At 68.5% G+C, this 13635-nt stretch carries 12 protein-coding genes; 7 read left to right on the plus strand and 5 right to left on the minus strand.

Annotated elements, in window-relative coordinates:
* Positions 1–4: 4 nt before the first annotated feature.
* Positions 5–1354 carry a septum formation family protein gene (locus tag A5713_RS14995; RefSeq protein ID WP_068096595.1) on the minus strand — a complete coding sequence of 450 codons (1350 nt, stop codon included), beginning with the start codon at positions 1352–1354 and terminating at the stop codon, positions 5–7.
* A 111-nt stretch (positions 1355–1465) separates the two neighbouring features.
* Between A5713_RS14995 and serS the strand changes: the two genes are divergently transcribed.
* Positions 1466–2725: a serine--tRNA ligase gene (gene serS / locus A5713_RS15000; RefSeq protein ID WP_068096597.1), complete on the plus strand. Its 1260-nt coding sequence runs from the start codon at positions 1466–1468 to the stop codon at positions 2723–2725.
* 50 nt (positions 2726–2775) lie between these two features.
* Here serS and A5713_RS15005 read toward each other — a convergent pair whose 3' ends face one another.
* Positions 2776–3516: a helix-turn-helix domain-containing protein gene (locus tag A5713_RS15005; protein ID WP_068096598.1), complete on the minus strand. Its 741-nt coding sequence runs from the start codon at positions 3514–3516 to the stop codon at positions 2776–2778.
* Positions 3517–3571: 55 nt separating this feature from the next.
* Here A5713_RS15005 and A5713_RS15010 point away from each other — a divergent pair, with 55 nt between their 5' ends.
* The gene (locus A5713_RS15010) at positions 3572–4141 is read left to right on the plus strand and encodes a class I SAM-dependent methyltransferase (RefSeq protein WP_068096599.1); all 570 of its coding nucleotides are present in this window, start codon (positions 3572–3574) and stop codon (positions 4139–4141) included.
* Here A5713_RS15010 and A5713_RS15015 read toward each other — a convergent pair.
* Positions 4128–4703 carry a carboxymuconolactone decarboxylase family protein gene (locus A5713_RS15015; RefSeq protein WP_068096600.1) on the minus strand — a complete coding sequence of 192 codons (576 nt, stop codon included), beginning with the start codon at positions 4701–4703 and terminating at the stop codon, positions 4128–4130. The genes A5713_RS15010 and A5713_RS15015 overlap by 14 nt on opposite strands.
* Before the next feature lie 91 nt (positions 4704–4794).
* Between A5713_RS15015 and A5713_RS15020 the strand changes: the two genes are divergently transcribed.
* Positions 4795–5064 (plus strand): helix-turn-helix domain-containing protein, encoded by a 270-nt coding sequence (locus A5713_RS15020; RefSeq protein WP_067925844.1) that lies wholly within the window; start codon positions 4795–4797, stop codon positions 5062–5064.
* On the opposite strand, the gene A5713_RS15025 is transcribed toward A5713_RS15020, so the two are convergent.
* Positions 5061–5546, minus strand: coding sequence for a DUF2834 domain-containing protein (locus A5713_RS15025; RefSeq protein ID WP_068056562.1), 486 nt, complete (start codon positions 5544–5546; stop codon positions 5061–5063). The genes A5713_RS15020 and A5713_RS15025 overlap by 4 nt on opposite strands.
* A gap of 70 nt (positions 5547–5616) precedes the next feature.
* Between A5713_RS15025 and A5713_RS15030 the strand changes: the two genes are divergently transcribed.
* From A5713_RS15030 to A5713_RS15045, 4 genes are all read left to right on the plus strand, one after another.
* Positions 5617–6237, plus strand: coding sequence for a TetR/AcrR family transcriptional regulator (locus A5713_RS15030; RefSeq protein WP_068096602.1), 621 nt, complete (start codon positions 5617–5619; stop codon positions 6235–6237).
* Between the two features lie 64 nt (positions 6238–6301).
* Positions 6302–7864: an NAD(P)/FAD-dependent oxidoreductase gene (locus A5713_RS15035; RefSeq protein WP_068096613.1), complete on the plus strand. Its 1563-nt coding sequence runs from the start codon at positions 6302–6304 to the stop codon at positions 7862–7864.
* A 168-nt stretch (positions 7865–8032) separates the two neighbouring features.
* On the plus strand, positions 8033–9475 hold the full coding sequence (locus A5713_RS15040) for a condensation domain-containing protein (protein WP_068096607.1): 1443 nt from the start codon (positions 8033–8035) through the stop codon (positions 9473–9475).
* A 13-nt stretch (positions 9476–9488) separates the two neighbouring features.
* On the plus strand, positions 9489–12707 hold the full coding sequence (locus A5713_RS15045; protein WP_156751895.1) for an RND family transporter: 3219 nt from the start codon (positions 9489–9491) through the stop codon (positions 12705–12707).
* A 6-nt stretch (positions 12708–12713) separates the two neighbouring features.
* On the opposite strand, the gene A5713_RS15050 is transcribed toward A5713_RS15045, so the two are convergent.
* Positions 12714–13635: PE-PPE domain-containing protein (locus A5713_RS15050; protein WP_067925856.1), on the minus strand; the 922-nt coding region annotated here is incomplete at its 5' end.

Here is a 13635-nt window from a genome sequence, read left to right on the forward strand (position 1 = left end):
TCGGTCAGCCCCCGGGTGCCGGCCCTGGAGGCGGTGCCTCCCCCGCCGCGGGGGGCGCTCCGGCGTCCTGGGGAGGAGGAGGCACCTGGGGCGGCGCCCCGGCATCCGCGGGCGGCGGCGCCTGGGGGGCCGGGGAATCCGATGCGGGCGCCTGGGAGGGCGTCACCACGGGCTGCTGCCCGGGAAGATGTTGATTGTTCGGCGGGATCTCCGGGGCGGAGCCGGTCTGGGTCGACGGCGACTGGGCCGGCACCTGCAGCGGAATCGGTGGCATCGTGAGCCGCTCTTCGGGAATGTCGGGCGGCGGCACTGGCGGCTGGCCGTTGATCAGCAACTGACCCTTGGCGCTGTTGACCAGCGTGGCCCAGCCGCCGTTGCCCAGCGTCGCGCCGATGCTGCAGGCGACCTCGCGGCTCCCGGCCGTCCAGCTGGCCAGCGGCACGGTGGGGTAGATCAGCGTCAAAGTGGTGGTGCGCAACTTGACCGGAGCCAGGTAGGCATCAGTCATCTTGGTGCACTGATCCTTGATGAAGCCGTCCTGGTCGGGCTCCGCCGGCAGCGCGCCGGGGAACTTCTCGGCCAGGTTGACCGTGCCCGTCACCTCCATCGCGTGCGGCGCGCCACACTCCACCGGGGCGTCGATCGGCTGGTTGGTGGTCGAGTCGATGCCCAGGCACGTGCCGGCCGGCCAGACCTTGGACTGGTCGACGTCGGCGACCTTGCCCTTGAAGGCCTGTTGCTGGTTGTTGGTCCCCGGCAGCTGCAGACCGCAGAGCATGCGGCGCTCGCCGGACTGGCGCCAGGCCCGGTCGCCTGGCCACAGCAGGCTGACGGTGAACTTGCTGTTGGGATCGAACTTGGGACCCAGGTAGTTGCGCACGGCGGACTCGCACTGTTCCTGGGTGATCTGCTGAATGCGAGCGGGCGACGGGGGAGCCGCGTTAGGGCCGTACTCGGAGCCTGGGAACGTCCGCATGTCGATCGATTCGGCGACCTCGAACTTGTGATCGTCGGTGCAGTTGACGATCTTCGCCGACTCCGGGGTGGCGTCCGGCCACGTCAGGCAGTCACCGCTGGCCGCCTTGTTGAAGGCGGCGTCGCTCTTGGTTCCGGTGGTGGGCACCGGGTTGCCGTCGAGGTAGCCGGAGAACCGGCCCGCCCCGGTGCCGCCAACCGGCAGCGCCGTGACCAGGCCGGCGATCAGCAGGGCACCCAGCGCGGTGAGCAACAGAGCACGCCTGGTCGCCTGGGCCTGCAGACTCCGCGGCCACCGGAAGCCGGCCTGCGGCTGTTCCGGCGCGGCGGTGGAGGCCTGCGGGGCCTCCGTCTCGGGCGCTTGCGACATCGGCTCCATTCTGACAGGAGCGCTTGTGCCACGTGACAAAAGTTACTGATGTGAGTCCTGGGATGTTGCGGGTGGGACGCTGTGCCACCGGCCCGGAAGTGAAAAAGTAGTCTCAGGGCCGTGATCGACCTGAAGCTGCTCCGGGAAGACCCCGACGCCGTGCGCCGCTCCCAGCTCAGCCGTGGGGAGGACCCGGCGCTGGTCGACACCCTGCTGCAGGCCGACACCGCCCGCCGGGCGGCGATCTCGTCGGCGGACGCGCTGCGCGCGGAACAGAAATCCGCCAGCAAGAGCGTCGGCTCCGCGTCGCCCGAGGAGCGCCCGGCCAGGCTGGCGCGCGCCAAGGAGCTGGCCGAGCAGGTCAAGGCCGCCGAAGCCGAGCAGGCCGAGGCCGAGGCGGCGTTCACCGCGGCGCACATGGCGATCTCCAACGTCGTCATCGAGGGGGTGCCCGCCGGCGGGGAAGACGCCTATCGCGTCCTCGACGTCGTGGGCGAACCAGCGGCCATCGACAACCCGAAAGACCACCTCGAGCTCGGCGAATCCCTGGGACTCATCGACATGCAGCGGGGCGCCAAGGTGTCGGGATCGCGCTTCTACTTCCTGACCGGCCGGGGCGCGCTGCTGCAGCTGGGGCTGCTGCAGCTGGCGCTGCGCCTGGCCGTCGACAACGGCTTCATCCCGATGATCCCGCCGGTGTTGGTGCGCCCGGAGGTGATGGCCGGCACCGGTTTCCTGGGCGCCCACGCCGACGAGATCTACCGGGTGGAGGCCGACGACCTCTATCTGGTCGGCACCTCCGAGGTGCCGCTGGCGGGCTACCACGCCGACGAGATCCTGGACCTGTCCGACGGGCCGCTGCGCTACGCGGGCTGGTCGTCGTGCTTCCGGCGGGAGGCGGGCAGCTACGGCAAGGACACCCGCGGCATCATCCGGGTGCATCAGTTCGACAAGGTCGAGGGGTTCGTCTACTGCACCCCCGCCGAGGCCGAGGCCGAACACGAACGGCTGCTCGGCTGGCAACGCGAGATGCTGGCCCGCATCGGGGTGCCGTATCGGGTGATCGATGTCGCCGCGGGCGATCTCGGCTCGTCGGCCGCGCGCAAGTTCGACTGCGAGGCCTGGGTTCCGACGCAGGGCACCTACCGCGAGCTGACGTCGACGTCGAACTGCACCACCTTCCAGGCGCGCCGGCTGGCGACGCGCTACCGCGACGAGGGCGGCAAGCCGCAGACCGCGGCCACGCTCAACGGCACGCTGGGCACCACCCGGTGGCTGGTCGCGATCCTGGAGAACCACCAGCAGCCCGACGGCAGCGTGCGGGTGCCCGACGCGCTGGTGCCGTTCGTGGGCACCGAGCTGTTGGAGCCGGCCGGCTAGTGGCGATCGCAAGCGCGGCGTAGCCGGGCGCGGCGGGTCGCCATCATTGGCTAGAGACGCCGGGCGCCCGGGGTGTGCCCGAATGCCCGCCGATAGGTGTCGATGAAGGCGCTCGGTGTGGCCCAACCGCATTCGGAGGCCACCGATGTCACATCGCGGCGCTCGGTGAGCAGCACCAGGGCGTGCTGCAGCCGCAGCTGGGTACGCCACTGCGGAAACGTCATCGCCAGCTCCTCGCGGAACAGGCGGCTCAGCGTGCGCTGGCCCACGCCGATCCGATCGCCGATCTGCTGCAACGTCAACGGTTCGCGCAGATGGTCGGCGATCAGCGCGCACGCGTCCCGCAGCCGGCCGTCTGCGGGGGTGGGAATCCACAGTGGCTCAACGGCGCTCGTCGCCTGCAACTGATCGTGCAGCACGGCCAGCATCCGGTGGTGCTCGCCGGTGTCGGTTGCGCCGGTTCGCGAGCAGGCGATGATGAGTTCGCGCATCAACGGGTTGACCGCCAGCACGGCCGGTGCGCCGGGGCCGCGGCGATAGCGACCGGGATCCAGTGCGACGCCGTGAAATTGCGTGTGGCCGTGGAACTTGTGTTCATGCCAGCACCCCGCCGGTATCCAGATGGCCCGATTCGCCGGCGTGATCCAGGTTCCCGCCGGTGTGGTGACCGAGACCGCACCCGAGGACGGGTAGACGATCTGGTGCAAGGGATGGCGGTGCCGCTCGATCCGGGCACCCGGCGGCAGAGCCAGCGACGATGTCGCCGGCCCGTGATGGCTGATTTCCGACATAAGTCGGCAAGATATCGGAAGTGCGCCTTCCTCAGGTGCGCCTAACGTCGTGGTTATGGGAATGAATCTTTTGCACCGGCGCCGATGTAGCTCGGCGGCCTGGCAGAAAGCGGTGGCGGGGCAGCTGTTGCCCTGGGCGTTGGACGGCGTCGAATTAGGTTCGCGGACTTTGGAAATCGGCCCGGGCTATGGGGCGACGATGCGCGCCCTGCTGGACAGGGCCGATTCGCTCACCGCCGTCGAGGTCGACGCCGCGATGGCCGACCGCCTCGAGCGCCGCTACGGCGACCGGGCCCGCATCATCCACGGCGACGGCGCGGACACCGGGCTGCCCGCCGATCACTTCACCTCGGTCGTGTGCTTCACGATGCTGCACCACGTGCCGAGCGCCGAATTGCAGGACCGGCTCTTCGCCGAGGCGTTCCGGGTGCTGCGGCCGGGTGGGGTGTTCGCCGGCAGCGACGGTGTCCCGTCGCTGTCCTTCCGGCTGCTGCACATCGCCGACACCTACAACCCGATCGCGCCCGCTGATCTGGGCGCGCGGTTGCGCAACGCGGGATTCGTCGATGTCCAGATCCACCCCTCAGGTGGGCGGCAACGGTGGCGTGCCGTCAAACCGACCTGAAGGTGGGGCTGCCCGCCTCGAGCGGGACCCGGCCGGCACGCGCGGTGAAGCTGATCGCGTGATACCAGCCGCACAGCATCGTGAGGTCGAGGATCTGGCTTTCGTCGAATTCGGCGCGCAGCGCCATCCAGAGGGCATCGTCGATGTCTCGACGGTCGTAGAGCGAATCCACGGCACGGACGAGTAGGCGATCTCGCTCGGCCGTCCAACACGGATCGTCGGCGCCGCCGTGGGTCAGGGAGTGGATCTGCGTGCGATCGAGACGGGCCTTGTCCGCGAAAAACGCGACGTGCACGCCCCATTCGTACTCGCAGCCGCAGCGAGCGCAGGTGCGGTCGATCACGATCTCGCGGTCGCGAAGGGACAGCGACAACGCGCGGCTCAGCTCGTAACCGCCCCAGCGCGTCATGGCCTCGGCCATCGGCATGTTGCGCACCACGACGCGAAACAGGGCGATGGGCGGCACGTCCGGCGGCATCATATTCTGCAGTAGGGCCGCCACCGCGGCCTCGTATGGCGGGTCGAGGGCGTCGATGCGAGGCGTTACTATTTCCGTAACCATGGACAGGAAAGCTACGTTACGGAATCCGAAACGTCAATCGGTGGCTCGACCGGGGCGCCCCGTGCGGGGGTCGACGACCGGGCGGCCACTCATGGCGGCCCTCGACCTCCTCGGGCGGCGCTGGTCGCTGCGGATCCTGTGGGAGCTTCGCGACGGACCGCTGGGGGCGAGGTCGTTGCGGGAGCGCTGCGACGGGATGTCTCCCAGCGTCTTGTATGACCGTCTCGGCGAACTGTCGGACGCGGGCCTGGTCGTCCAGCGCGACGATCAGTCTTACGAGCTCAGCGAAGCCGGCCGGTCGCTGGGCGAGGCGCTCGATCCCCTCGACCGGTGGGCCCGGCGCTGGGCGGACGGAAACTAGGCGTCCACCGTCTCGCGGGCTTGTTGGTGCCGGCGCTGCCGCTCCATGGTGGCGAAGTAGAAGGCGAACCCGAACGTGAAGCTGGTGAAAAGGCTCGACACAAAGAACAGCCACGGGTGCTTCAGCCCGCGGCGGTAACCGTCCACGATGGTAAACAGCGGCAGCAGAATGACATTCGCGATCGTGTAATCCTGGCTGGCGGAGTCCGCGGCGGGATTGGTGAACATCAGCCTGATGTATTCGGCCCAGCTGCCGTGCTCGCCCCACAACGGATTGGTGGACCCGTGCGAGTACTGCTGGACGTAGGTGATGTTGAAGTACCAGCCCAGGACCACCGAGCCGATGCCGATGACGTAGTACAGGCATTCCAGCGGGGTGAACAGCGGCCCGCCGGCCGGCCGGGCGAACACCTTCGAGTTCGAGGCGACGATCCAGCCGATGACACCGAACCCGAGCACTGCATGCACAAGAAGCGAGACCATGGGCGCAGTCTCACCCCGAAGCCAAAGTTTTGTCAATACTGACAAAAGGTGGTTGCGGTACCTTACTTGCATGGTCAGGCCGGCGCAGACGGTGCGCAGCGAGCGCACGCGGGAGGCGTTGGTCCAGGCGGCCATGGTCCGGTTCCTCGCCCAGGGCGTCGAGGAGACGTCGGCCGAGCAGATCGCGGCGGACGCCGGGGTGTCGCTGCGGACGTTCTATCGGCACTTCAAGTCCAAGCACGATCTGCTGTTTGCCGACTACACCGGGCTGAACTGGTTTCGGGCCGCACTGGACGCCCGGCCTGCCGACGAGGCGATCATCGATTCGGTGCAGTCGGCCATCTTCTCGTTCCCCTATGACGTTGAGGCCGTGACGAAAATCGCCGCACTGCGGGGCGGCGAGCTCGACCCCGGCCGCATCGTGCGCCACATGCAGGAGGTCCAGGCCGACTTCGCGGGTGTCATCGAGACGCAGTTGCATCGGCGTAGCTGTACGGCCGCCGGGACGCTGGACGGGCGATTGCGTGCCGCGGTGATCGCGCGCTGCATCGCGGCGGGCGTCTTCGGTGCGATGGAGTTCTGGATGCTGGGCGACGACCGGTCGCTGGGCGAACTGGCGCGGATGTGTCACGCGGCGCTGGAGTCGCTGCGCGCGGGCATCACCGACGCCTGGACCACCGACCGCGGATAAAAGTTTCGTCATAATTGACAAAACTTCGGCGCCGTGTCAGCCTCCTCTCGTGGAGGGCAGGACCATGACACGGTATGACGCGATAGTTATCGGTGCGGGACACAACGGCCTGGCGGCGGCGGTGCTGCTGCAGAAGGCGGGCTTGCGCACGGTGTGCCTGGATTCCAAGCTCTACGCCGGTGGGATGGCGTCAACGGTGGAGCTTTTCGACGGGTATCGGTTCGAGATCGCAGGTTCGGTGCAGTTCCCCACGTCGAAGGTGGTGGTCGACGAACTCGGCCTGGACACCCTGCCGACGATCGACCTGGACGTGATGTCGGTGGCGGTGCGCGGCGTCGGTGACGACCCGCTGATCCAGTACAGCGACCCCGTCAAGCTGTTCACCCACCTCAACGAGGTGCACGGGGCGGACGCGGTCAACGGGATGGCGGGCCTGATGGCCTGGAGCCAGGCTCCGACGCGGGCGCTGGGCCGGTTTGAGGCGGGGACGCAGCCCAAGACGTATGACGAGATGTATGCCTGCGCGACAAACGAATTCGAACGCTCGGCGATCGACGACATGCTGTTCGGGTCGGTCACCGACGTGCTGGACCGCTATCTGCCCGACCGCGAGAAGCACGGTGCGCTGCGCGGCTCGATGACCGTGCTGGCGGTCAACACCCTCTATCGCGGGCCGGAAACCCCGGGCAGCGCCGCCGCGCTGGCCTTCGGGTTGGGCGTCCCCGACGGCGACACCATGCAGATGAAGAAGTTGCGCGGCGGCATCGGGGCGCTCACCGCGCACCTGGGCGAACTGCTGGAAAGCCACGGCGGCGAAGTCCGGCTGCGGACCAAGGTGACCGAGATCGTGGTCACCGACGGGCGGGTGGCCGGGGTGCGCACCGAGGGCGGTGAGGAGCTGACCGCCCCGATCGTCGTCTCCGGTATCGCGCCCGATTTCACCCTCAACGAGCTGATCGACCCCGCCCTGCTGCCCGGTGACATCCGCGAGCGGTACGCCAAGACCGACCACCGGGGCAGTTACCTGCAGATGCACTTCGCGCTCGAAGAAGCGCCGGAGTTCGCCGCGCCCTACGAGGCGCTCAACGATCCGGCCATGCAGGCGTCGATCGGCCTGTTCTGCACGCCCGAGGAGGTCCAGCGGCAGTGGGAGGACGCGCGGCGCGGGATCGTCCCGGCCGACCCGACCGTCGTGCTGCAGATCCCCACCCAGAACGACCCCGACCTGGCGCCCGCGGGCAAGCACGCCGCCTCGGCGTTCGCCTTGTGGTTCCCGATCGAGGGCGACGCCGATTACGGCGAGGCGAAGGTCGAAATGGGTCAGCGGGTGATCGACAAGATCACCCGGTTGGCGCCGAACTTCGAGCGCAGCATCATCCGGCACACCACCTTCACGCCCAAGCACATGGGCGTGATGTTCGGCGCGCCCGGGGGCGACTACTGCCACGGACTGCTCAACCCCGACCAGATCGGGCCGAACCGGCCCGGCCCGAAGGGCTTTCGCGGCCAGCCGATACCGATCGGGGGGTTGTACCTGGGCAGCGCGGGCTGCCACGGCGGACCGGGCATCACGTTCATCCCCGGCTACAACGCGGCCCGACAGGCGCTCGCCGACCGCACGGCCTGACGGTCGGGCCGGCGCAGCCGGCGGCACGCCGTACCAAGCGGCCCACGACGACGCGGGCTAGGCTACCCACCGAACCTCAGCACACCGGTGTTCGGCGGATCCCCCCGATACGCAGTCAGCTGCCGTTCTCCGCGCAGAGCCGTCGGTGCTGAAGCACGGGAGGTAGCAGTGCGGATCGGCCCCTTGGACGTCTCCACGGTCGACGAGTGGGCGCCGGCTCCCGGCACATTGTTCTCGTGGCACCCGTCGCCCGCCGCGCGCGAGAGGGCCGTCGCGGCACCGGCGAGCGCCGTGCCGCCCAGCTACGTGCAGGCCCGGCACCTGCGGAGCCTGCGCGAACAGGCCGCCCGCGGCCTGGACCATTCGCGGCTGCTGATCGCGTCGGTCGAGGTGTCGGGCCGCTGCGACCTGCGGGCCATGACCTACGTCATCAATGCGCACCTGCGCAGGCACGAGACCTACCGGAGCTGGTTCGAGTACCACGACGCCGACCACATCGTGCGGCACACCCTCGACGACCCGGCGGACATCGAGTTCGTCCCCACCGAACACGGCGAGGTGACCGGCGCGCGGCTGCGGGAGCACATAGTGTCCACCCCCGATTCGCTGCAGTGGGATTGCTTCAGCTTCGGGGTGATTCAGCGCCCGGACCGCTTCACCTTCTATGCCAGCATCGATCACCTGCACGCCGACGGCCAGTTCGTCGGGATGGGACTCCTGGAGTTCCGGACCATGTACGCCGAGCTGACCGCGGGAAATCCGCCGGTCGAGCTGCCGCCGGCCGGCAGCTATGCCGACTACTGCCTACGGCAACGCGACTACACCGCGGGCCTGACCGTCGACTCGCCCGAGGTGCGGGAGTGGATCGACTTCGCCGAACTCAACGGCGGGACGTTCCCGGCGTTCCCGCTTGCCCTCGGCGACCCCTCCGCGCCCTGCGCCGGTGACCTGTTGGGCGTGACCCTGTTGGACGAGGAACAGACGCATCGATTCGAAACCGCCTGTGTGGCGGCCGGCGCCCGGTTCGTCGGCGGGATGTTCGCGTGCCTGGCTCTCGCCGTTCACGAGTTGACCGGAGCCGGAACGTATTTCGCCATCACCCCGAAAGACACCCGCAGCACGCAGGCCGACTTCACGACGCAGGGGTGGTTCACCGGGCAGATCCCGGTCACCGTTCCCGTCGCCGGATCATCGTTCAACGCCATGGCACGAAGCGCCCAGGCGTCCTTCGACTCCGGCGCGGACCTCGCGAGGGTACCGTTCGAACGGGTCGTGGAACTACAGCCCTCGCTGCGCAGGCCCCCGCCGTTGTTCTCGCTGGTGAACTTCTTTGACGCGCAAGCCAATCCGCTGTCGATGATGACCAAGTTGTTCGAGGGCCTGACCGTCGGCGCACACAGTGACGGCAGGGTCACCTACCCGCTCAGCACCATGGTGGGGCGGTTCGACGAGACGGGGGCGAGCGTGCTGTTTCCCGACCATCCGGTGGCCCGAAATAACGTCACCCGGTATCTGGGTGCCATAAAATCCGTGTGCGTCCGCATCGCCGACGGCGGGGCGGCGGAGCGTGCGCGTAACGTCGCCGGCCGCGACCGGCAGGCGACGCACTGACGCTCGAAGCAGAATGCGGTTTTCAATGTCACTAGCGAAGACTGGCCGGGACGACCCGGTGGGCGTCTTCCCCCGCCTCGGACGCCTCGTCGGGCGAAGACCGTGGCTGGTGATCGGCATCTGGATCGCGCTTGCGGGCATCCTCGCGCTGACCGCGCCGTCGCTGGAAGAGATCTCCCAGCAACACCCGGTCGCCATCCTGCCGTCCGACGCGCCGGTGCTGGCCGCCACCCGCACCATGAACGCCGCTTTCGGCGAGGCCGGGTTGCAGAGCATCGCCGTGGTGGTGCTCAGCGACGCCAAAGGCTTGACCGCGGCCGACGAAGGCACCTACCGCAAACTCACCGAGGCCCTGCGCCGCGACACCCGAGACGTGGCGATGCTGCAGGATTTCCTGACCACGCCGCCGCTGCGTGAACTGCTGACCAGCAAGGACCACCAGGCCTGGATGCTGCCCGTCGGCCTGCCCGGCGATCTGGGCTCCCCGCAATCCAAGCGGGCGTACGCGCGGGTGGCCGAGATCGTGCGGCAGACCGTGGCCGGGTCTACGCTGACGGCCAACCTGACCGGGCCCGCGTCCACCGTCGCCGACCTGAACGTCACCGGCCAGCGGGACAGGACGCGGATCGAGCTCGCGATCGTCGTGCTCTTGTTCGTCATCCTGTTCGTCATCTACCGCAACCCGGTCACGATGGTGCTGCCGTTGCTGACCATTGGCATGTCCGCGGTGGTGGCCCAGCGGTTGGTGGCCCTGGTCGGGCTGGCCGGCCTGGGCATCGCCAACCAGACCGTCATCTTCATGAGCGGGATGATGGTCGGCGCCGGAACGGATTACGCCGTCTTCCTGATCAGCCGCTACCACGACTACGTGCGCCAGGGCGTGGACTCCGACCAGGCGGTCGTCAAGGCGTTGGCGTCCATCGGCAAGGTGATCGCCGCCTCGGCGGCCACCGTCGCGGTCACGTTTCTCGGAATGATCTTCACCCAGTTGGGAATTCTGCGGACGGTCGGGCCGGTGCTGGGCATCTCGGTGGCCGTCGTCTTCTTCGCCGCAATCACGCTGCTGCCCGCGCTGCTGGTGCTCGCCGGGCGCCGCGGCTGGATCGCGCCGCGCGGCGATCTCAGCCGTAGCTTCTGGCGGCGGTCGGGCATCAACATCGTGCGGCGGCCCAAGGCCCACCTACTGGCCAGCGCGCTGGTGCTGGTGATCCTGGCCGGGTGCGCGGGGCTGGCCCGGTACAACTACGACGACCGCAAGGCCCTACCGGGCAACGTGGAAAGTTCGGTCGGCTACGCCGCGCTAGAAAAACACTTCTCGACCAACCTGATCGTCCCCGAGTACTTGTTCATCTCCTCGCCGCAGGACCTGCGCACGGCGAAGGCCCTCGCCGACCTCGAGCAGATGGCGCAACGGGTCAGCCAGGTGCCGGGCGTCGCGATGGTCCGGGGCATCACCCGGCCCACCGGGCAATCGCTGGAGCAGGCCAAAACCTCATGGCAGGCCGGCGAAGTCGGCGACAAGCTGGACGCGGGTTCCAGGCAAATCGTCGACCATACCGGCGATCTCGATCGGCTCGCGGGTGGCGCCAACCTGATGGCGGGCCGGCTCGGCGACGTACGGACCCAGGTCAATCAGGCCGTGTCAGCGGTCGGCGGCATGGTCGACGCCCTGGCGGCCTTGCAGAACATCTTCGGCGGGAACCGGGCGCTGGCCGAACTCGATGGCGCCGAACGGCTCGTCAACGGCATGCGTTCGCTCGGCGATGCCATCGGCGCCAACGCCAACTTCGTTGCCGACAACTCTGATTGGGCCAATCCGGTGCTGGGGGCGCTGGACAACAGCCCCATGTGCAGCGCCGAGCCCGCCTGCGTCAACGCGCGCGACGAATTACAGCGGCTGGTGACGGCGCGCGACGACGGAACACTGGGCAAGATTTCGGAGCTGGCCCGTCAGTTGCGGGCGACCCAGGCCGTGCAGACCCTCGCGGCAACGGTTTCCGGGTTGCGCCGGGCGTTGTCCACCGTCATCGGTGCGATGGGCTCGCTGGGGATGGGCAGCCCGGGCGGCATGCGGGCGAAGATCACCTTCCTGCAGCAGGGGACCAACACACTCGCGGACGGCAGCCGCCAATTGGCCGACGGTGTGCAGCAATTGGTCGACCAGGTCAAGAAGATGGGCTTCGGGATGGGCGAGGCGTCCGCGTTCCTGCTGTCCATGAAGAACGAGGCGACGACGCCGGCGATGGCGGGCTTCTACATCCCGGCGCAGGCGTTGTCGTATGCCACCGGTGAGGGCGGCAAGCCCGGGGCGTTGCCGGGCGGAGTGCGGGGCCTGCTCGGGGGCATGAGCGCCGACCAGCTGAAAAGGCTTGCCGGCGCGTTCGTTTCGCCCGACGGCCATGCGATGCGGTACTTGATCCAGACCAACCTCGATCCGTTCAGCACCGCGGCGATGGACCAGGTGGATGCGATCAGGGCCGCCGCGCAGGGCGCCCAGCCCAATACCACGCTGGCCGATGCCAAGGTATCGGTGGTGGGGTTGCCCGTCGTGCTCAAGGAGACGCGCGACTACTACGATCACGATCTGCGATTCATCATCGCGATGACCGTCTGCGTGGTGCTGCTGATCCTGATCGCCCTGCTGCGCGCGGTCGTCGCGCCGCTGTATCTGATCGGGACGGTGATCGTCTCGTACATGTCGGCCCTCGGCATCGGCGTCATCGTCTTCCAACTGATCTTGGGCCAGGAATTGCATTGGAGCGTGCCGGGTTTGACGTTCGTCATCCTGGTGGCGGTCGGGGCCGACTACAACATGCTGCTCATCTCCCGGCTGCGGGAGGAATCCGCATCGGGAATGCGCTCGGGTGTCATCCGAACCGTGTCCTCGACGGGCGGGGTGATCACCGCGGCGGGCCTGATCATGGCCGCGTCGATGTACGGCCTGGTGTTCGCCAGCCTGTCCACCGTGGTCCAGGGCGGTTTCGTGCTGGGCACGGGTCTGCTGCTGGATACGTTTTTGCTGCGGACGGTGACGGTGCCCGCGATCGCCGTCCTGGTCGGGCGGGCGAACTGGTGGCGGCCATCGCTGCGGGCGGCCGCGGGACGATGGTCGTTGCGGCGGCACCGCGGCCCGGTCAAACGCAAGCCGCTGCTGCCCGGCGAAGCGAAGTCACCGGCGTGGACGGCCGAGCAGCTGGTCGGCTTTTCGCCGCACGACGGGCTCAGGCTCTAGCCGGCACTACTTCTTGGCTTTGACCACGGCGCGGACGAGCTTCGGCAGCAGACCCTTGCCGCCCCTGCCGAGCCCGGGCCCCGGGGTGATGGTTCGGGCCAGGTTGGCGACCGCGAACGAGTTGGTGGCCAGGTTGATTCCGGCGCTCGCACCGCGGACGGGCCAGGAGACGGCGGAGATGATCGTCGGGATGTGGGCGAGGCCGTTGATCATCTGGACGGGGTCGTGCGCAGGGCCCGGGTCGTAGGCCCTGTCGATCAACGGCCGCAGCGCCGCGTCGATCGGGCCGACCGCCTCGGGGGGCATGCCCGCCCCGTCGACCAGCGCCCGGGCCAGCGGCAGCTCGGCGTTACGGATGAAATACGTCGTCGACGTGGCGCCCAGGCTGTTGGTCGTCCTCTTGACGTCCCACGGCGCGACGCGGGAGGGGTCGGAGAACGCCGTGGCGGTGTGGCCGTAATATCCCCCGGCCGCAACGGCATTCAGGTCGGCCAGCAGATTGCCGGGGTGGTTGGGTGGGTCGGAGAACGGGTCGTACTGGCCGACGATGTTGATCGTGTCGTACTGGCTCTCCACCGGAGCCGGGACCGTGTAGTCGATGATCGGCACATGCGTCCCCGGCCCGAACGCCTGATAGAGCAGGTTGTTGGGGTTGCCGGCCTTGATGAACGTGAGCTGATTCGGCGGCGGTGCGGTCGGATCGTGCGCCAGGCGCGCCTGCTCGCGGTCGAGCGCCAGCGTGCCCTGGGACAGGCCGGCCACCGAGATGGGACCTTCGGTGTTGCGGATCGCGGCGTCGAGGTTGTTCGCCCCGGTGTTCACGGAGCTGTTGACGGTCGGCGAATTCAGCCCGGTGACCGGCCAGAAGCTGCCGGGATAGGGCACGACGCGCCGGACGGCGGCGGGACTGTAATAGTTCTCGTCGATC

Source organism: Mycobacterium sp. E2497 (assembly GCF_001668695.1).
Taxonomy (GTDB): Bacteria; Actinomycetota; Actinomycetes; order Mycobacteriales; family Mycobacteriaceae; genus Mycobacterium.